We start from the raw sequence: 18250 nt of genomic DNA, 5'->3' as shown, positions 1-18250 counted from the left end.
GGAGGCCGCAGCTTCGGCCCCACTGCGCGTCTGCTGGGACGCACCCCAGGCTCCCGAACCTACCTGCGGGACCGCGCCCGCCGAAGGGCTCGCGCGGGGCCCCTCCTGCAGGACGGGTCACGAGGATCGGTTCAGTACCGCGCTCCTCAGGCCGTCGAGGCGGCCGTGACCCCGGAGAAGCGGGCGACCTCGGTCATGATCGGCGGCCACTCCTCGCGGAGGGCCTGGTTGCCCATGAACAGGCCGAGGTGGCCGCCCGGGGCGGTGCGCCGCCAGACCTTCTCCGGGGGCGTCGACACCCCGTCCGCCGCGCGGAACACCTGGACCGGCGGCGTGATGTGGTCGGTGGCGCCGCCGAGCAGGAACAGCGGGCAGTCCAGCGCGGCGAGGTCGACGCGCTTCCCTCCGACCACCAGGTCGCCGGTGATCAGCTCGTTGCCGGCGAAGAGGTGCTCGACGAGCCACAGGTAGAACGTGCCGGGCACGTCCTGCGTGTGTTTGAACCAGTCCTCGAAGGTCTGGTAGCGCGCGATCGCCGCCGGGTCGTCCAGGTGGCGCAGCAGGTCGACGTGCTTGGCGATCTCGGAGTCCGGGCTCATCGCGATGAACCCGTTCAGCACGAACTGGCCGGGCATGTTGCCGCGACCCATCGCCACCATCGCGCGGTAGGGCAGCGTCCCGAACCGGCGGGACAGCACCCGGGACGACGCGCCGATGGCGGTGTCGCCGGCGTGGAAGTCGATCGGCGCCCCGGCCAGGGTGAGGGTGTTGACCCGGTCCGGGTGCAGCGCCGCGTAGATCGCCGAGAGCCAGCCGCCCTGGCAGTCGCCGACCAGGTTCACCGAGGTGTGCCCGGTGCCGGCGACCGCGGAGTCCACCGCGCGGTCGACGATCGCGACGTAGTCCTCGACCGTCGTGCCCTTGGTCTGCTGCGTGGCACCGACCCAGTCGAGGGTGAACGCCCGGGTCAGGCCGGCCTGGCGGATCACCTGCATCTGCGACTGCGTGGGCGCGAAGTCGACGATGCACGAGTCGTGCCCGGCCTGCGGCGGCAGGACGAGGGTGGGCACCACGTCGTCCGTCGCGCCCGCGCTGAAGTCGCGCAGCCGCGCGATCGGCGACTCCCACACGATCTCGTGCTCGGTCGACCACGTCGGGCGCCGCCGGCCGAGGACGTGGCGCCACCAGCGGGCGGCGTCCCAGACGTTGCGGTGCGGGGTGGCGGCCTGGGCGAGCGCGCGGGTGGTGACGTAGGCGCTGCCCTCCGTCAGGGCCGTCGTCGCCTTGCGCAGCGTCTCGCCGCGGAAGGAGCGCAGGTACGCCGCCGGGTCCACCGGGTCCAGGGTCGGCGCGTCCGGTGCCACCGGCAGGTCGTGCTCGGGGGCTTCGTCGGGAGCGTGGGCCGTCGTCATGGGGTCCCTCCTCGCGCAGCCTGGGAAGCTGCGGGCCCCGGGAGCCCGGGCGCGGGCCCCGGCGACGCCGCCGGCTGCGTGATCGACCGTAGGTGTGCTTGGCATGGTTCGCAACGGCCCCGACGACTCCGGACGGAGGGGCCCCACCGGGCCGTCCGGAGGGGATCGGGTCACGGATGTGTCGCGGATCCCTGGATCGGGTGTGACCCCGGCCACCGAGCGGGCACGTTCGGTTCCGGACGACGCCGCCGATCAGGGGCAGACGCGAGCGACGGGAGCAGTCGATGGCCGACATGACCGGACAGGTGGCAGTGGTGACGGGCGGGGCCCGCGGGATCGGGAAGGCGATCTCGGAACGGCTCGCGAACCGGGGCGCGAAGGTCGCCGTCGGGTACGCCAGCGGCCGCGACGCCGCCGCCGAACTCGCCGAGAAGTACGACACGATGACGATCCACCAGGGCAACATCGGCTCGCGCGAGGACTGCGAGCGCGTGGTCCAGGAGGTCTACGACCAGCACGGCCGGATCGACATCCTCGTCAACAACGCCGGCATCACGGCCGACAAGATGCTGCACAAGATGCAGGTCGAGGACTGGGACAAGGTCATCCAGGTCAACCTCTCCGGCACCTTCTACATGTCCCACCTGGTCTTCAACCACATGCGCGAGCGCCAGAGCGGGCGCATCGTCTCGATCTCCTCGGTCATCGGCGAACGCGGCAACGCCGGGCAGGCGAACTACGCCGCGACCAAGTCCGGCCTGTTCGGCCTGACGATGTCGCTGGCGATGGAGGGCGCGAAGAAGGGCATCACGGCCAACTGCGTCGCGCCGGGCTACATCGAGACCGACATGGTCGCCGGCGTGCCGGAGGCGGCACTGGAGAAGATCGTCGGGCAGGTCCCGGTCGGTCGGCTCGGCCAGCCGGACGAGGTGGCGCGCGTCGTCGAGTTCCTGGCCGACCCGGACTCCGCCTACATCACCGGCCAGGTCTACTCGGTCAACGGCGGGCTCTACATGTGATTCGGCCTGCGGCCATGTGCGTGTGTTTCCGTGCTCCAGCACGGAAACACACGCACATGCCGTCAGGCGAACCGCGTCGTCAGCTCGTCGCAGATCTCGACGAGGGCCTCGCCGGCCGCCCGGCACATCCCCGGGAAGCAGATGAAGCCGTGCACCGCGCGGGCGTGGTCGGTGTGCCGGGTGGGCACGCCGGAGTCGCGGAGGCGGTCGGCGTAGGCCACGCCGTCGTCGTGCAGCGGGTCGACCTTGGCGGTGATGACGAGCGCCGGGGGCAGGTCGCGGTGGTCCGGGGCGTGCAGCGGGGAGCAGAACGGGTCGCTCGCGTCGCCGTCCTCGCCGAGGTAGTTCGCCCGGAAGACGTCCATGTCGGCGCGGGTGAGCATCGGTCCGCGCTCGAACGCGGAGGTCGACGGGGCGTCCAGGCTGAGGTCGACGACGGGGTAGAGCAGCACCTGCGCGTCGATCGCGGGACCGGCCTCACGGGCGAGCAGGCACACCACGGCGGCGAGGTTGCCGCCGGCGCTGTCGCCCATGACGGCGACGCGGTCGGCCCGGCCGCCGAGGGCGTCGGCGTGGCGCACCACCCAGCACAGCGCGGCGTACCCGTCGTCGCGTCCCGCCGGGTAGGGGTGCTCGGGGGCGAGCCGGTAGTCGACCGAGACGACGAGGGCCCCGACGTTGGCCGCGACGTGCGCGCAGAGCCAGTCCGACTGGTCGAGGTTGCCCAGCGACCCGCCACCGCCGTGGTAGTTCACGACGATCGGCAACCGGTCCTCGGAGCGTCCGGCCGGCAGCGGGCCGTGCGGGCGGTAGAGCCGCAGCGTCAGCGGGCCGCCGTCGGTGGTGATGCGCAGGTCGGTGAGCGAGACGTCGGGCGGCATCGGCCCGAACACCTTGGAGGTGACCTTGTTGTGGGTCATCCGCCGACCCCGGGCGCGGGCGAGGTCCTCGGCGCTCATGCGGCTGATCGCGATGAGGCCGGCGCGATCGGTGATCCAACTGAAGAGGCGCGTGCGGACGTCGATCTCGAGCGGCCCCGCCGGGGGGCCGTCGAGCTGGGGCGCGGCGGTGCGTGCCGCCGGCGGCATCGTCGGTTCCGGCATCACGCCTCCTCTCGGACATCCGTTCGCTCGTTATCCGACCGAGACCATCCTCGGCTGCCTCGTTCGGCGGTCGACCGGGGTGCCATTGGTCCGATCGTGGCCGCAGTACGGATCATGACGTGGCGCGGCTCACGAAAGCGAGCGGCTCGCCGTCGCACGATCGTGGGCGCTCGGTGATCGGTCGCCGATGTCCGTTCGCCCGAGAGGGTGGCGGCATGTCGGCGGGAGGACACGCCGTGACCGTACGGCGAGCGGGACGCGGTCGTGATCTACGCCGCGGCGGGCGGTTCGTCCGTTCTGTGGACTGCTAGCCTCGGTGCCAGCGAAGGGGAGTAGCTCCCAACGCCGCGATCGACACACTGATGGCCTTCACCGGCATCCGGTCGCGGCGGCCACCGGTCGCCGGTGGCGGGCGAGACCTTCGGTGCCGATCCGCGGCGAGTACGCGCGGGTCGGGCCGGAGAAGCGCCCCGCTCCCGCCGGCCCGCCCGCAGGACCGAGAGGACCTTCGTGGGCATCTTCCTGGCCGCCCTGGCCGTCAGCTTCGCCGTGATCTTCGTGGCGGAGCTCGGCGACAAGTCGCAGCTGATGGCCCTCACCTTCGCCACCCGCTACCGGGCGCTCCCGGTGCTCATCGGCATCACGGTCGCCACCGCCGTGGTGCACGCCGTCTCCGTCGGGGTCGGCTACCTGCTCGGGGCCTCGCTCCCCACGTTCTGGATCAACATCGCGGCCGCGGTGGCCTTCGTCGGCTTCGGGCTCTGGACCCTGCGCGGCGACGAGCTGACCTCCGACGAACAGGAGAAGGCACGACGCTCCGGCGGCTCGGCGGTCCTCGCGGCGTCGGTCGCGTTCTTCCTCGCCGAGCTCGGCGACAAGACGATGCTCGCGACGATCACCCTCGCCACCCAGTACCAGGGGTGGGGCGGCGTCATCGGGGTCTGGGCGGGGTCGACGGTCGGCATGGTCGTCGCCGACGCCCTCGCGATCGTGGTCGGCCGGCTGCTCGGCCGGAACCTGCCCGAGAAGCTGATCCGGATCGGGGCCGCGGTGCTCTTCTTCGTCTTCGGCGCCTGGCTGGCGATCGAGGCGCTAGGTGCCTTCGGCTCGTGAGCAGTAATTGACGCCAGGACGTCAATGAGTGCTCACGGGCGCGTCAGCGCACCTATGAGGAGCTCGCCAGGTTCGACGCCGCGGTCTCGTCGGAGGCGATGACGACGTCGTCGTAGTAGACGGTGCCGTCGTCGCCGATGTCCGAGGACCGGTAGAGCCCGGTCTTGAGGTAGGAGCTCTCGTCGGGATAGAGCGTCCCGCCCTTCGGGTGGTAGTCGGAGACCACCTGCTTGCCGTCCATCGAGACGTCGACCGCGCCGTCGCCGGGGTCGGACGAGAAGTGCACGCGCAGCACCAGGTCGGTGCGGGCCCCGGCCTTCGCCGGCCCGATGTCGCGCTGCCAGTGCTCGCCGATGGCCTCGCCGCCCTCGAGCACGAAGCGACCGCCGTGGACCTGGATCGACAGCGGCGGGCTGCCGTCGCCCGAGTTCTTCCACTGTGCGACGACCTGCCAGTCCGAGGTGCCGACCGGGAAGTCCTTCGGCAGGTACAGCGCGAACCCGAACCAGTTCTCGTCGCCCTCGCGGAAGCTCCGGTAGGCCGGTTCGAGCTCCGAGCGGGTGCCGCCGCCCGGGACCGTGTAGGCGACCGCGGTCCGGCCGGGCACGTCTGGGCTCGGCACCGCCTTCGGGTCGTCGGCGTCGTCGGTGTTCCACGGCGTGCGGCGGTACGTGTCGAGCACCGTCGCGGCGTCGGTGCCGGAACGCCACAGGACCCCGTCACCGGTGGGTCCCGACGACGACCCTCCCGACGACGAGCCGCCCCGCACCGAGCACGCGCCGAGCAGCAGGGCGGCGACGACGGCCAGGACCGCGACGAGCACCCGGGGCGTCCGGGATCGGACCATCACCTGATCGAGACTACGGAGACCGGCGGTGAAGACCCTCCTCGGTCGGGAGGGGTCAGGCCGTACCGAAGAGGCGCAGGCGCACCGAGCGCTCGACCAGGATCGGCAGGAAGGTCCGGATGCGGGCACCGCCGAGCCGGTCCCAGGCCTCCGCCACGGCGCCCCGGACGGTGTCGGCCTCGACGCCGTGCTCGACGTAGCGCGCGACCAGCCGCTCCTCGGTCTCGGTGCGGAGCGTGACGTCGTCGGGGGCGGCGGTGGTGGTCGAGCCCAGGGTCATGAGCTTATTCAACGACCTCGACGCAGCGTGGACCAGCAGTCGTCGGAGAGTTCACAACCGAGGGACAGATGCGCCCGCGTCTGCGAGCGCGTCGTCGCGCACCGGAGGCGGCAACAGGTCGCACCCGACCGGCCCCGCGCCCGCGAGCGCCGCCCCGACGGGGTAGCTGCGGGCCGTGGTCGGCAGGTCGCCCTCGTCACCGGAGAGCAGCACCGACACGCCCGCAGGCTCGGCGTCCGGGGCGGGGTCGAGCCCGAGGCGGCGCAGGGCCTGGCCGGCGACCGCCCGCGAGCTGTCGTAGAGCCGGACGTTGGGCAGGGCGGCCGCGATGGCGTCGGACACGAGCGGGTAGTGGGTGCAGCCCAGGACGATGCCGTGGACGTCGCCCGGGGTGCGGGACGCGCCGAAGGCCACGGCGGCCGCGACCGCGCCCGGCTCGGCGGCCTCGACCGCGTCGGCCAGCCCGGGGCACGGCACCGCGGTGGCCTGGCCGGGCGTCGCGAAGAGCGCGACGAGGTCGGCCTGGTAGGCGCTGGCGCTGGTGCCCTCGGTGGCCCAGATGCCGAACGGCTCGCCGGAGGCCGCGGCCGGCTTGACGGCGGGAACGGTCCCGACGACGGGCCGCGCCGGCTCCAGCTCGGCCCGCAGCGGCACCAGCGCGGTGACGCTGGCGGTGTTGCAGGGGACCACGACGACGTCGGCGCCCCGCGCCACCGCGAGCCGGGCGGCCCCCAGCACCCGCTCGACGATCCACTCGCCCGGACGGCCGCCCCACGGCATCCCGGCCGGGTCCATGAGCAGGTCGAGGTGGGCGTCCGGGCGCAGGTGCCGCAGCCAGCCCGCGGTCGGCAGCATGCCGAGCCCGGAGTCGATCAGCGCGATCCGTGTCCCGCTCGCAGGCACGGCCGTGAGGATACCCGCGGCCCCGGTCAGACCATCGCGGCGCTGCCGATGTCCGGGTGGGCGCGGAAGAACTCGACCATCGGGCCGACGTGCTCGGCGAAGGACGGGCAGCGCACGCCGACCTCGGCCAGCAGCGTCGTCGTCGCCGTCGTGTCGTAGAGCGTCGGGTGGGTGAGGTACTCCAGCGTGCTCGACGGGACCTTGAACAGCCGCCCGACGCCGGGCACGTGGTCGATGCCGAAGGCGGCGAGGCCGGTGGCCATCGGCACGGTCCGCAGCCGCAGGCCGGCCTGCTCGGCGAAGGCCTCGCACATCCGCGTGACCGACGGCGGGTCGGGCTGGGCGAGCGCGACCGTCCGGCCCCGGGCACCGTCGTACCCGGCGAGCGCCGCGATCCCGTCGACGACGAAGTCCGAGGGGACCAGGTTGAACGCGACCCGCGCCGCGCCGCGCGGCAGCGGCATCAGGGCCGTGCCGCGCTGGCGCAGGAGCAGCTGCAGCACGTAGTAGGGGCCGTCGAACTTCTGGGTCCGCCCGGTGACCGAGTCGCCCACCACCACCGACGGCCGGTAGATCGTCACCGGGAGCCCGGCGTCGCGGGCCTTCGCGACGACCCGCTCGGCCTCGTGCTTGGTGTGGTCGTAGTGGTTCGCGAACCGCTGGCCGATCTCGAGGTCGTCCTCGAAGAACAGGCCGTCGTAGCGCCCGGAGACGTAGCAGGTGCTGACGTACTGCAGTCGTCGCAGGCCGGCGCCGTCGGCGGCCGCCCGGGCGAGGTCGACGACGTGGCGTGTGCCCTCCACGTTGACCCGCCAGGCGATCTCCGGGGCCACCGACAGGTCGTAGACGGCCGCGAGGTGGAAGATCTCCAACGGCCCGTCGAGCAGGCGGGCGCGGACGGCGTCGTCGAGCCCGAGACCCGGCGTCGTGATGTCCCCGACGACGAGGTCGGTGCGTCCCGCGATCGACGGGTCGTCCCGCTCGATCGCGTTGAGCGCCTCGCGGGCCCGTCCCAGCCAGCGCTGCTGCACCAGCGCCACGGCCCGGGCGTCCGGCTCGCGGCGCAGCGTCCGCGGCAGCAGCGACGAGCCCAGGAAGCCCGGGAACCCGGTGAACAGCACGGCACTCACGAACGCGTCTCCTTCGCGGAAGGTCTCGGACGGTGGGGCCCTGAGCCCCGTGAGCAGCGGCACAGCACGGCCGGAGGCGCCCAGAGGGTGTCATCCCGGACGTCGCGGGGCATCTTGCGCCGCAGGAACGACGGCGAGTACCCCTGCTGTCGTGGGTGTCCGTGTCGCGGGACGCGACGGGGGTGACGGGAGGTCGGGGAATGGCTGCGGAACGGATCGTCGTGGTCGGTGCGGGGTTCGCCGGCCTGGAGTGCGTGAAGCGCCTCGAGCACAAGCTGCGGTCCGAGATCGACCGGGGCGAGATCGAGGTCGTCGTCGTCAGCCCGCACGACTACATGCTCTACCTCCCGCTGCTGCCCCAGGTCGCCTCCGGCGTGATCACCACCCAGGCCGTCACGGTGTCGCTGCCCCGGGCGGTCAAGCGCGCGCACCGGCTGCCGGGCTCCGTCATCGGGGTCGACCTGGAGCGCTCCACCTGCGTCGTCCGCAAGATCTCCGGCGACGTCGTCGACCTGCCCTACGACCGGCTCGTCCTGGCGCCCGGCAGCGTCACCCGCAAGTTCGACATCCCCGGGCTCGACGAGCACGCGCTCGGGATGAAGAACCTCGCCGAGGCCGCGTACCTGCGCGACCACGTCATCTCCCAGCTCGAGCTCGCGAACGCCTCGACCGACGACGCCGAGCGCGCCGCGCGGTGCCAGTTCGTGGTGGTCGGCGGGGGCTACGCCGGGACGGAGACGGCGGCCTGCCTGCAGCTGCTCACCGAGTCGGCGCTCAAGCGCTTTCCCCGGCTCGACCCCGGCCTGGTCCGCTGGACGCTCGTCGACATCGCCCCGCGGCTCATGCCGGAGCTCGGGGTGCGGCTCGGCGAGCAGGCCCTCGACCTGCTCCGCCGCCGCGGGATCGAGATCAAGCTGGAGACCGGGGTCGAGGAGGTCACCGACGAGGAGGTGACCCTCACCGACGGCACCGTCCTGCCGACCCGCACGCTGGTGTGGACAGCCGGCGTGACGTCGAGCCCGCTGGTCAAGAACCTCGGCGTCGACCTCGTCCGCGGGCGGCTGAAGGTGGGCGCGGACCTGCGCCTGCCCTCCCACGAGCGGGTGTTCGCGCTCGGCGACTGCGCCGCGGTCCCGGACCTCACCCAGGACGACCCCGAGGCGATCTGCCCGCCGACCGCCCAGCACGCCTCCCGGATGGCGACGACCGCCGCCGACAACGTGGTGGCCTCGCTGCGCGGCGAGGCGCTGCGCCGCTACAAGCACCACGACCTGGGGCTCGTCGTCGACCTCGGGGGGACCCAGGCCGTCGCCCATCCGCTCGGGGTGCAGCTCACCGGCGCGGTCGCGCAGGCCGTGACCCGCGGCTACCACGTGTTCGCGCTCCCGCTGACGCGCACGCGGCTGCGGGTGATCGCGAACTGGGTGCTGCACCTGTTCGGCGGGGACGAGTTCATCCGGATCGGGTTCCTGTCCGGGGCCAAGGGCACCGTCGAGGAGTTCGAGAGCGCCGACGCCTACCTGTCGGCCGACGAGGTCCGCGACCGCGCGCAGACGTCGGGCACCGCGCCCCGTCGTTAGCCTGGCGGGATGCCCCGCCTCGACGACGTCGTCGCGCCCGACGGCACCCGGATCCGCTGGTGGGACAACGGGTGCGCCGACGACGCCGGGCTGCCCGTGGTGATCTCGAACGGGCTCGGCGCGAGCCCCGCGGCCTGGCCGTTCCTGGGCGGCGACGGGCGTCCGGTCCGGGGGACGCCGCGGGCGGTGACCTGGCACCACCGGGGCCTCGGCGGCTCCGAGCGGCCGGCCGACCCGTCACGCATCCGCATCAGCGATCACGTGGACGACATGTTCGCCGTCATGGACGCGGCCGGCATCGAGCGGGCCGTCGTCGTCGGCTGGTCGGTCGGCGTGGCGGTCGCCTTCGAGGCCGCGCGGCGGGCCCCGCAGCGGGTGGCGGCGTTGCTCGTGCTCGGCGGCGTGGCGGGCGGCGGGTTCCGGGGCGGCCCGGCCTGGACGCCCGAGGTGCTCTCGCGCGGGGTGGCCCGGGCCAGCGCGTGGTCGCTGCGGGTGGTCGGTCCGCCGGTGGCCGGGCTGATCTCGCTGCTGCCCCGCGGGCTCGACGCGTCCGGCGTGGCGGCCTGGGCGCCCGGCCCGCTGCAGACGCTCGCGGAGGTCGCGCGGGAGTTCTCCCACCACGACTGGACGTGGTTCTCGCGGATGGTGCTCGCGGTGGGGGAGGAGCCGCCGATCCCGGTCGACGAGATCCGGGTGCCGGTCACGGTGGTGGCCGGCGAGTTCGACACCATGGCGCCGATCGAGGACATGGTGGCGCTGGCCGACCACGTCCGGGGTGCGCGCCTGGTCCGGCTGCCCGGCACCCACTTCCTCCCGCTACAGTTCCCCGAGGTGCTGCAGGCGGAGCTGGAGGCGCTGCGCGCCAGGTGAACGGATGTGGTCGTCCTGGCGACCGAATTCGTTCACATGCGCGCAGCGCAGTATCGCAGGGCGAGTTCGTAGCCGAGCACCCCCGCGCCGGCGATGACCGCGGTGGCGATCGGTGACACGTACGAGTGGTGTCTGAACGGCTCGCGGGCGTGCACGTTCGAGATGTGGACCTCGACCACCGGGACCGGAAGGGCCGCGAGCGCGTCCCGCAGGGCCACCGAGGTGTGGGTGTATCCGCCCGGATTGATGACGACGGCGTCGAAGTCGGCCATCGCCTCCTGGACCGCGTCGATGAGCACACCCTCGTGGTTGCTCTGCCGCGCGTCGACCTCCAGCCCCAGCTCAGCGCCCAGATCCCGGCAGCGGGCGTTCACGTCGGCGAGCGTCGTGGTGCCGTAGACCCCCGGTTCGCGTCGCCCGAGCAGGTTGAGGTTGGGTCCGTGCAGCAGGAGTACCCGACCCGGCCGTTCAGCGTCACGATTTTGCGACATGGGCTCTCCGCTCCATCACGTAGCGATAACAACAGGGGTGTTATTCGAGGGTCAAGGTCTCGCCCGGGGACGCCGATGGAAGGACAGCGCCCACCGTGGGCCGCCTGACAATGCCGTCGGTCCCGACCCCGATCGGGACCGCCACCCGGGGAAGTGGAGTCTGAATGAGGACGGTTCTGATCTGCGACGACCGACGCAGTGTCCGGGAGGGCCTGACCCGCGTCATGTCGGCCGTGCCCGGCGTGCAGCGCATCGACTGCGTGGCCACCGCCGAGGACCTGCTCGCCCGCTACGCCCGCCAGCCGGTCGACGTGGTCTTCGTCGGCACGCAGCGCGCGGTCAGCTCGGGCGCGGAGGCCACCCGGCGTCTCGTCGCAGCCCACCACCAGGCGAACGTCATCGTCTTCGGGGCCCCCGACGACGCCGGCAGCATCGCCTCGGCCATCGCGGGCGGGGCCCGCGGCTACCTGCGCTGGGACGCCTCGCGGCCCGAGCTCGTGGCCGCGCTCGCCAGCACCACCATGGGGGACGTCTTCCCGGCCCAGCGCTCCGCCTCGGAGCCGGGGGCGGGCATCAACCTCACCGAGCGCGAGATGCAGGTCCTGCGCGGGATGAGCCAGGGCAAGAGCAACGGCCAGATCGGCCGCGAGCTCTACCTGTCCGAGGACACCGTCAAGACGCACGCGCGTCGCCTGTTCCGCAAGCTCTCGGCGTCGGACCGCGCCCAGGCGGTGGCCCAGGGCTTCCGCTGCGGTCTCGTCAGCTGAGCCCGCGCGGACCGGGGACCGGATCCGGGACGACCCGCCGAGTCGGAGGCGGCGGCGTCGGACGAGGGTCCGGTGGACGGTGCGGACGGTGTGGGCCCGGGCCGCGGGCAGCGGCGCGGGGCACGACCGGCCGGGGAAGGTCGGTCGTGTCCCCGCGGGGCCACGCCTCCGTGTGACGGCGGGGGCCCGTGCCACGTCGGGACCCGCACCGGCCTACATCGGACCGACGGTGGCCGCGATGCGGTCGTCGGGGATCTCGGTGCGCGTCCGACGGTGCTGACCGAAGCGGTGACGGATGCCTTCCGGCCCGGCGAGCCAGCCCTGGTAGGCGTCGAGTCGATGGTCGTGGCGCCCGCCGTCGTCGTCGACGACGGTGACGAGGTAGCGGTTGTCGCGCTCGAAGCTGTACCGGGGAGCGGGCCGGGTCTTTGCGGTCATCACCGTTGATCGTACGTTCACTGACGAATCACGGGCGGTGACTGGCCGGTCACGATCGTGCGGCTAGGGTTCGCCCGTGCGCCGACTCCTGGTGACGCTGTTCACCGCGTTGACCGTGCTCACCGTCGGCGCCACGGCGGCGGCCGCGGCCCCTGCCGCGTCCGGCGACGCGTTCTACCAGCCGCCGGCCACGCTGCCCGCCCACGACGGCGAGGTGATCCGGTCGGAGCCGTTCGCGGTGGCGCTCCCGGCCACCGCCACGCGCATCCTCTACCGCAGCACCGACACCGCCGGTCGGGCGATCGCGGTCTCCGGCACGGTCCTCGTCCCGACCCTGCCCGCGCCGGGCCCTCGCAAGCTGATCTCCTACGCCGTCGGCACCCAGGGACTCGCCGACCGCTGCGCCCCGTCCCGGCAGTTCGCCGCGGGCACCGAGTACGAGTCGGCCTTCGTCTCGCAGCTGCTCGCCCGCGGCTACGCGGTCGTCGTGACCGACTACCAGGGCCTGGGCACCCCGGGGCCCCACACCTACGTCAACCGCGCCGCCGAGGGCCATGCCGTCCTCGACGCCGTGCGCGCCGCCCGCGATCTGGGGAGCGTGCCCGAGGACGGGCCGAGCGCGATCTCCGGCTACTCCCAGGGCGGCGGGGCGTCCGCGGCCGCCGCCGAGCTGGCCCCGTCCTACGCGCCGGACGTCGAGCGCACCCTGGTCGGCGCCTACGCGGGGGCGGTGCCCGCCGACCTCGCGGCGACCGGGGTCTTCCTCGACGGCAAGCCCTCGGCCGGCCTGATCGGGTACGCCCTCAACGGGTTCGACGCCGCCTACCCGGACCTGCACGTCCCCGACGTGCTCAACGCCGCGGGCAAGCGGTTCCTCGCCGAGACCCGCGACCAGTGCGTCGCCGACACCGCGCTGCGCTACCAGGGCACCCGCTCGGAGACGCTGACCAGCGACGGGCGCTCGCTCGCGCAGATCCTCGGCACCGAGCCGTTCCGGAGCAGGGTCGAGGAGCAGCGGATCGGGCTGCGCGCGCCACAGGTGCCGATGTACGTCGCCCACTCCGTCGCCGACGACATCGTCCCGTTCGACCAGGACGCCGCCATGGTCCGCAGCTGGTGCTCGGAGGGCGCGAAGGTCCAGTTCGCGCCGGTGCCGGTGCCGACCCACGTCGGGGGTGCGGTGGCGGCGTTCCCCGGGGCGCTGGCGTTCCTCGACGCGCGGTTCGCCGGGCGGCCGACGCCGTCGACGTGCAGGTGACAGCAACGGAGCATCGCTGACTCGGTCGGAGGACAGGATCCGTCCGCCTCCCGCGCGAGGATGACGGGGTGCTCGAGACCTCCGCCCGCCTGCTGCGCCTGCTCTCGCTCCTGCAGACCCGGCCCGAGTGGTCGGGTCCGGAGCTCGCGGAACGTCTCGACGTGTCGGTGCGCACGGTGCGCCGGGACGTCGACAAGCTGCGCGGCCTCGACTACCCCGTCGAGGTGGACCTCGGCCCGACCGGCGGCTATCGCCTCGGCGCCGGTGCCGCGCTCCCGCCGCTGCTGCTCGACGACGAGGAGGCCGTCGCCGTCGCGGTGACCCTGCAGACCGCGGCCGGGTCCGGCGGCGTCGGGGTGGCGGGCCTGGGAGAGGCGGCGGTCCGGGCCCTGGTCAAGCTCGAGCGCATCCTGCCGAGCCGGTTGCGACGTCGGGTCGCGGCGGTGCCGGTCTCGACCGTGATGCCGCTGCGCGCGATGCCCACGGTCGACCCGACGGCGCTCGTCGCGGTCGGCGCGGCGTGCCGCGACCGTCGGGTGCTCGACCTCGACTACACCGCCCACGACGGCACCGTGACCCGACGGCGCGTGGAGCCGCATCATCTCGTCTCGTGGGGCAGGCGGTGGTACCTGCTCGCGCACGACCTCGGCCGCGACGACTGGCGCACCCTGCGCCTCGACCGGCTGCGCCCCCGGGTCGGGCCGGACGGCCTCGCGACGGGGCCCCGGTTCGTCGCGCGCGAGGTGCCCGGGGGCGACCCGGCGGCCTACGTCGCCTCCAAGGTCGCCGACGTGCGGGCGGCGTTCCGCTGCCGCGTCCGCGTGGCGGCCCCGCCCGACGTCGTGCGCGAGCGCCTCTGGACCGACCAGGCCCGCGTCGACGACCTCGGCGACGGCACCAGCCGGCTACACCTCGCGGCCGACCACGTGGACGGCGCCGTGATCATGCTCGTCGGGCTCGGGCTGGAGTTCGTCGTCGAGTCCCCGGACGAGCTCGGCGAGGCGCTGCGGGCCCTCGCGACCCGCTGCCGGAAGGCCGCGAACGGGACTTCCGGGGGCAGGGTTGGCGCGCCCGCAGAGTTAGGCTAGGCTCACCTCATCGCGAGATCGACGAGGGTCATCTCGCCGCGGTCCTGCCGCGCGGGTGTTGTGGTGGCGCCCGTGGTGGTGGCGCAAGAGGAGGGCGCCGGGCTCGAGGGACGAGCCCGGCGCCGTCCTCGTCATCGTACCCCGGAGTGTCCAGGCCGCCCGGCGGTCGTGGCGTGCCCCGTCAGGCCTCCCGCAGCCCCGGCGCGCGGTCGGCGACGCTGAACCTCGCCGCGGTCCGGACCGGCGCCCCCGGAGTCGAGACCCGGTCGACGACCCGCACCGCCGCGTCCAGCCGATCCGCCGAGAAGCGCGCCGTGACGTAGCCGCGGCGGGCGATGCCGTAGCGCAGGTGCGGGTTGCGGGCGAGCGCCCCGGCGACCTCGGCCGAGTTCGCGGAGCCGTCGCCCTCGGAGGTGATCGAGCTGGAGACCAGCTCCGTCCCGACCACCGGCGACGTCGGGTCCTCGTGATCGGCCCGGATGTCGGCGACGTAGTGGGTGTGGATGTCCCCGGAGAGAACGACGGCGTTGCGCACGCGGGCCTGCCGCCAGCTCGCCACGATGCGGTCGCGCTCCACCGGGTAGCCGTCCCAGGCGTCCCCGTTGAACCCGCGCGGCGGGCCGGGCGTGAGGTCGAGCTGGGAGAAGAACACCTGCTGGCCCAGGACGTCCCAGCGGGCGCGCGAGCGGCGGAAGCCGTCGACCAGCCACTGCTCCTGCGGGCCGCCGGTGATGGTGCGGCGCGGATCGGTGCGCTGCCGGGAGGCGGCCGCGCCGCTGACCTGGACGTCGCGGTACTGGCGGGTGTCGAGCATGTGGAGATTGGCCGTCGCGCCCCAGGTCAGGCGCCGGAAGCACTGGATCGTCGAGCCCCGGGGTCGCTGCGGGAGCCGGACCGGCATGTTCTCGTACCAGGCGCGGAACGCCGCGGCGCGGCGGCCGAGGAAGTCCGGCTGCGGGCTCTCGGGGTGGGCGCCGGCCCAGTTGTTCTGCACCTCGTGGTCGTCGAACACGCTCACCCACGGGGCCACCGCGTGGGCGGCCTGCAGGTCGGCGTCCGCGTGGTGCAGGGCATAGCGGTGCCGGTACCCCTCGAGGGTGGTCGCCTCCGGGGCCCCGTAGCTGCGGGGGTTGCCGGACTTCGCGCGGTACGTGCCGGCCGCCTCCTCGTAGAAGTAGTCGCCGAGGAAGAGGACGAGGTCGGGCCGCTCCCGCGCCATGTGCCGGTAGGCCGTGAAATAGCCGTGCTCGTAGTTCGCGCACGAGGCGACCGCGATATCGAGCGGGGCCAGCGCGTTCGGGGGCGGGGCGGTCCGCGTCGTCCCGGCCCGCGAGACCCGGCCCAGCGCGCCGAAGCGGTAGAAGAACGTCCCGCCCGCCGGGAGGTCGCGGACCTCGACGTGGACGGCGTACCCGTCCTGCGGCCCGGTGCGGGTCCGTCCGGACGCCCGGACCCGGGCGAAGCGCTCGTCGTCGGCGACCTGCCAGTCGACGTCCACGGCCTGCTCGGTCATCCCGCCGTTCGGCTTCGTCGCGTCACGGGCCAGGCGGGTCCAGAGGACGACACCGTCGGGGACCGGGTCGCCGGACGCGACGCCGAGGGTGAAGACGTCGGGGCGTGGTGTTGCGGTGCTGGACGTCGTGGCGGCGGTGGCGGTCCCGGGGGAGGCGGCCGCGGCACTGCTGACGGTGGCGGCCGCGAGTCCCGCAGCGCCTCCGAGGAGGACCGCGCGACGACTGACGGCGGACGACGACGTCGGCACGCGCACTCCTCCGGGGTGGACGGCGCGTCGATCATGGCGGGCCCGCACCCCGATCGGGTGGCCGGGGGTCGACATCCGGCCGAGCGTCGGGTGTCGGATCGCCCAACCGGTTCCGCGAAACGCGGGGAACCCGGCGCGCCGGGCGGGCATGCTCTCCGGCGTGGCGTCCTCGGTGCAGCTCTCCCGCGCGATGTCGCACGCCCTGCGCCACGACCCGGCGGCCTACGGGCTCTCACTCGACGCCGAGGGCTGGACGCCGGTGTCCGCGCTGGTCGCGGGGCTGCAGGGAGCGGGGCTCGCGGCGACCGAGGACGCGGTGCGGGAGGTGGTCGCGTCCGGGTCCGAGCAGCGGCACGAGCTCTCCGGGTCGTGGATCCGGGCGAGGTACGGGCACTCGGTCGAGGGGGCCGTCGATCTCCCGGTCGCCGTGCCTCCCGCGGGTGCTCTTCCACGGCACGACGGTCCGGGCCGCCGCGGTGATCGAGGAGCAGGGGCTGCGCCCGATGGGTCGTCAGTACGTGCACCTCTCGCCGGCGGCGGAGACGGCGCGGCGGGTGGGAGCCCGGCGAGGGTCGGAGCTCGTGGTGTTCACCGTCGACGCGGCCGGGGCGGCCCGGGCCGGGGTGGTGTTCCGGCGGGGGAACGACGACACCTGGCTGGCGCCGTCGATCCCTCCGGAGTTCCTGTCGCGGTGAGTCGTCCCGGGGTTCGAGAGCTCGGGCTCCCTCGGCGGGAAGAGCCGGGTCACTCGCCCTTGACGTTGACGATCTGGCGCAGCGTGTGCCGGACCTCGACGAGCTCGGCCGCGTCGGCCATCACGACGTCGACGTCCTTGTACGCCGCCGGGATCTCGTCCAGGAACGCCGCGGTGTCCCGGTACTCGATCCCCGCCATCGCCTCCCGGAGCTGCTCGACGGTGAACGTCCTGCGCGCCTTCGAGCGCGAGAACGCCCGGCCCGCCCCGTGCGGGGAGCTGTTCAGGCTGGGTGCGAATCCCTTGCCCGCGACCACGTACGAGGCCGTTCCCATCGAGCCGGGGATCAGGCCGGGCCGGCCCTGCTCGGCATTGATGGCGCCCTTGCGGGAGACCCAGACCGTCCGGCCGAAGTGGGTCTCCTGCTCGGTGTAGTTGTGGTGGCAGTTGATCCGCTCCTGCTCGTCGACGGGCTCGCCGACGAACTCGCCCACCTGGCGCACCACCCGGTCCATCATCTCCTCGCGGTTGAGCAGCGCGAAGTGCTGGGCCCACCGCAGCTCGCGGATGTAGGTCCAGAACTCGTCGGTGCCCTCGACGAGGTAGGCGAGGTCCGGGTCGGGCAGCTGGATCCACCAGCAGGTCATCGCCTCCTGCGCGACCGCGATGTGCCGCTGCGCGATCTTGTTGCCCACGCCCCGCGAGCCCGAGTGCAGGAACAGCCAGACGCGGTCGAGCTCGTCGACGGTGACCTCGATGAAGTGGTTGCCGCTCCCGAGGCTGCCGAGCTGGACGTCCCAGTTCCTCGCGTAGCCCGCCGGCTCGAACCGGGCCTCCTCGGCGAGCTTCGTGAGCTCCTCGATCCGCGGCTCGGCGGTCGCGACGACCTTCTTGTTGTAGCGCCCGGCCGAGAGCGGGATCGCGCGCTCGATCGCCTCCCGCAGCGGGGCCAGTGAGTCCTTCGCGACGAACTGCTCGCGGGTGAACTGCGTCCGCACCGCCGCCATCCCGCAGCCGATGTCCACGCCCACCGCCGCCGGGATGATCGCCCGCTGGGTCGGGATGACCGAGCCGACGGTCGCGCCCTTGCCGAGGTGCGCGTCGGGCATGAGCGCGATGTGCGGGAACACGAACGGCATCGTCGAGGCCCGCTCGGCCTGCTCGCGCGTCGCCCGGTCCAGGATGGACGCCCAGTTGACGAGTTGCTTGCTGATCTTCTCCATGGGGTGGCCACTCCCTTCCTCGGGACGCGGGTGCGCTGGGTCGGGCGGAACTGTAGGCCGCGTGGAGCGGATGGAGCGCGGGATTTTCGGGCCGGCGGAGATCAGGGAGTCACGGCACGGCGCAACGGAGATCCGCTCGACCTGCAGTGACTCCCTCGCGGCCGCCGAAACCCACCCGCGAGGACCGGCTCGACACCCTGCCGGCCAGTACTCGGGGGGTAGGAGCTCCAGTCCCGTCAATTGCCGCTCCAGCCGATGATCGACCCGCCCGT

General features: G+C 73.5%; 18 protein-coding genes and 1 pseudogene. 9 read left to right on the top strand and 10 right to left on the bottom strand.

The window, feature by feature from the left end:
- Positions 1-146: 146 nt before the first annotated feature.
- A complete protein-coding gene (locus tag LQ327_RS02555) occupies positions 147-1412 on the bottom strand; it encodes an alpha/beta fold hydrolase (protein WP_230729958.1) in 1266 nt (421 codons plus the stop codon).
- Positions 1413-1696: 284 nt separating this feature from the next.
- On the opposite strand from LQ327_RS02555, the gene LQ327_RS02550 reads away from it, so the two are divergent.
- Positions 1697-2431: a beta-ketoacyl-ACP reductase gene (locus tag LQ327_RS02550; RefSeq protein WP_230729957.1), complete on the top strand. Its 735-nt coding sequence runs from the start codon at positions 1697-1699 to the stop codon at positions 2429-2431.
- Positions 2432-2493: 62 nt separating this feature from the next.
- Here the strand turns inward: LQ327_RS02550 and LQ327_RS02545 are convergent, their stop codons facing one another.
- A complete protein-coding gene (locus tag LQ327_RS02545) occupies positions 2494-3534 on the bottom strand; it encodes an alpha/beta hydrolase (protein ID WP_230729956.1) in 1041 nt (346 codons plus the stop codon).
- A 510-nt stretch (positions 3535-4044) separates the two neighbouring features.
- Between LQ327_RS02545 and LQ327_RS02540 the strand changes: the two genes are divergently transcribed.
- Entirely contained in the window at positions 4045-4647 is a 603-nt protein-coding gene (locus LQ327_RS02540) for a TMEM165/GDT1 family protein (RefSeq protein WP_230729955.1), read from the top strand.
- A 52-nt stretch (positions 4648-4699) separates the two neighbouring features.
- Here LQ327_RS02540 and LQ327_RS02535 read toward each other — a convergent pair whose 3' ends face one another.
- From LQ327_RS02535 to LQ327_RS02520, 4 genes are read right to left on the bottom strand one after another with little or no spacing between them, the layout of a single operon-like run.
- Positions 4700-5494 carry a polysaccharide lyase family 20 protein gene (locus LQ327_RS02535; RefSeq protein WP_230732923.1) on the bottom strand — a complete coding sequence of 265 codons (795 nt, stop codon included), beginning with the start codon at positions 5492-5494 and terminating at the stop codon, positions 4700-4702.
- A 55-nt stretch (positions 5495-5549) separates the two neighbouring features.
- A complete protein-coding gene (locus LQ327_RS02530; protein WP_230729954.1) occupies positions 5550-5774 on the bottom strand; it encodes a three-helix bundle dimerization domain-containing protein in 225 nt (74 codons plus the stop codon).
- Positions 5775-5825: 51 nt separating this feature from the next.
- On the bottom strand, positions 5826-6677 hold the full coding sequence (locus LQ327_RS02525) for a glutamate racemase (RefSeq protein WP_230729953.1): 852 nt from the start codon (positions 6675-6677) through the stop codon (positions 5826-5828).
- Between the two features lie 26 nt (positions 6678-6703).
- On the bottom strand, positions 6704-7807 hold the full coding sequence (locus LQ327_RS02520; protein ID WP_230729952.1) for an SDR family oxidoreductase: 1104 nt from the start codon (positions 7805-7807) through the stop codon (positions 6704-6706).
- Positions 7808-8007: 200 nt separating this feature from the next.
- Here LQ327_RS02520 and LQ327_RS02515 point away from each other — a divergent pair, with 200 nt between their 5' ends.
- On the top strand, positions 8008-9387 hold the full coding sequence (locus LQ327_RS02515) for an NAD(P)/FAD-dependent oxidoreductase (RefSeq protein WP_230729951.1): 1380 nt from the start codon (positions 8008-8010) through the stop codon (positions 9385-9387).
- A 9-nt stretch (positions 9388-9396) separates the two neighbouring features.
- Positions 9397-10257 carry an alpha/beta fold hydrolase gene (locus LQ327_RS02510; protein WP_230729950.1) on the top strand — a complete coding sequence of 287 codons (861 nt, stop codon included), beginning with the start codon at positions 9397-9399 and terminating at the stop codon, positions 10255-10257.
- A 32-nt stretch (positions 10258-10289) separates the two neighbouring features.
- On the opposite strand, the gene aroQ is transcribed toward LQ327_RS02510, so the two are convergent.
- Positions 10290-10748, bottom strand: coding sequence for a type II 3-dehydroquinate dehydratase (aroQ, locus tag LQ327_RS02505; RefSeq protein ID WP_230729949.1), 459 nt, complete (start codon positions 10746-10748; stop codon positions 10290-10292).
- Between the two features lie 164 nt (positions 10749-10912).
- Here aroQ and LQ327_RS02500 point away from each other — a divergent pair, with 164 nt between their 5' ends.
- The gene (locus tag LQ327_RS02500; RefSeq protein WP_230729948.1) at positions 10913-11515 is read left to right on the top strand and encodes a response regulator transcription factor; all 603 of its coding nucleotides are present in this window, start codon (positions 10913-10915) and stop codon (positions 11513-11515) included.
- Between the two features lie 213 nt (positions 11516-11728).
- Here LQ327_RS02500 and LQ327_RS02495 read toward each other — a convergent pair whose 3' ends face one another.
- A complete protein-coding gene (locus LQ327_RS02495; protein ID WP_230729947.1) occupies positions 11729-11953 on the bottom strand; it encodes a hypothetical protein in 225 nt (74 codons plus the stop codon).
- Positions 11954-12029: 76 nt separating this feature from the next.
- Here LQ327_RS02495 and LQ327_RS02490 point away from each other — a divergent pair, with 76 nt between their 5' ends.
- On the top strand, positions 12030-13211 hold the full coding sequence (locus tag LQ327_RS02490; protein ID WP_230729946.1) for a lipase family protein: 1182 nt from the start codon (positions 12030-12032) through the stop codon (positions 13209-13211).
- 68 nt (positions 13212-13279) lie between these two features.
- Entirely contained in the window at positions 13280-14299 is a 1020-nt protein-coding gene (locus tag LQ327_RS02485) for a helix-turn-helix transcriptional regulator (RefSeq protein ID WP_230729945.1), read from the top strand.
- Positions 14300-14480: 181 nt separating this feature from the next.
- On the opposite strand, the gene LQ327_RS02480 is transcribed toward LQ327_RS02485, so the two are convergent.
- Complete coding sequence (locus LQ327_RS02480; RefSeq protein WP_230729944.1) at positions 14481-16136, bottom strand: alkaline phosphatase D family protein; 1656 nt, start codon at positions 16134-16136, stop codon at positions 14481-14483.
- Positions 16137-16209: 73 nt separating this feature from the next.
- On the opposite strand from LQ327_RS02480, the pseudogene LQ327_RS35190 reads away from it, so the two are divergent.
- Together LQ327_RS35190 and LQ327_RS33580 are read left to right on the top strand one after the other, a co-directional pair.
- Positions 16210-16404, top strand: a pseudogene (locus tag LQ327_RS35190) (RNA 2'-phosphotransferase); the annotation flags it as partial.
- Between the two features lie 97 nt (positions 16405-16501).
- The gene (locus tag LQ327_RS33580; protein ID WP_308286234.1) at positions 16502-16756 is read left to right on the top strand and encodes an RNA 2'-phosphotransferase; all 255 of its coding nucleotides are present in this window, start codon (positions 16502-16504) and stop codon (positions 16754-16756) included.
- A gap of 49 nt (positions 16757-16805) precedes the next feature.
- Here the strand turns inward: LQ327_RS33580 and LQ327_RS02470 are convergent, their stop codons facing one another.
- Entirely contained in the window at positions 16806-17978 is a 1173-nt protein-coding gene (locus LQ327_RS02470) for an RtcB family protein (protein ID WP_230729943.1), read from the bottom strand.
- Positions 17979-18250: the final 272 nt, after the last annotated feature.

Source organism: Actinomycetospora endophytica (assembly GCF_021026375.1).
Classification (GTDB): Bacteria; Actinomycetota; Actinomycetes; order Mycobacteriales; family Pseudonocardiaceae; genus Actinomycetospora; species Actinomycetospora endophytica.
This window is presented reverse-complemented; position numbering and strand designations above follow the sequence as displayed.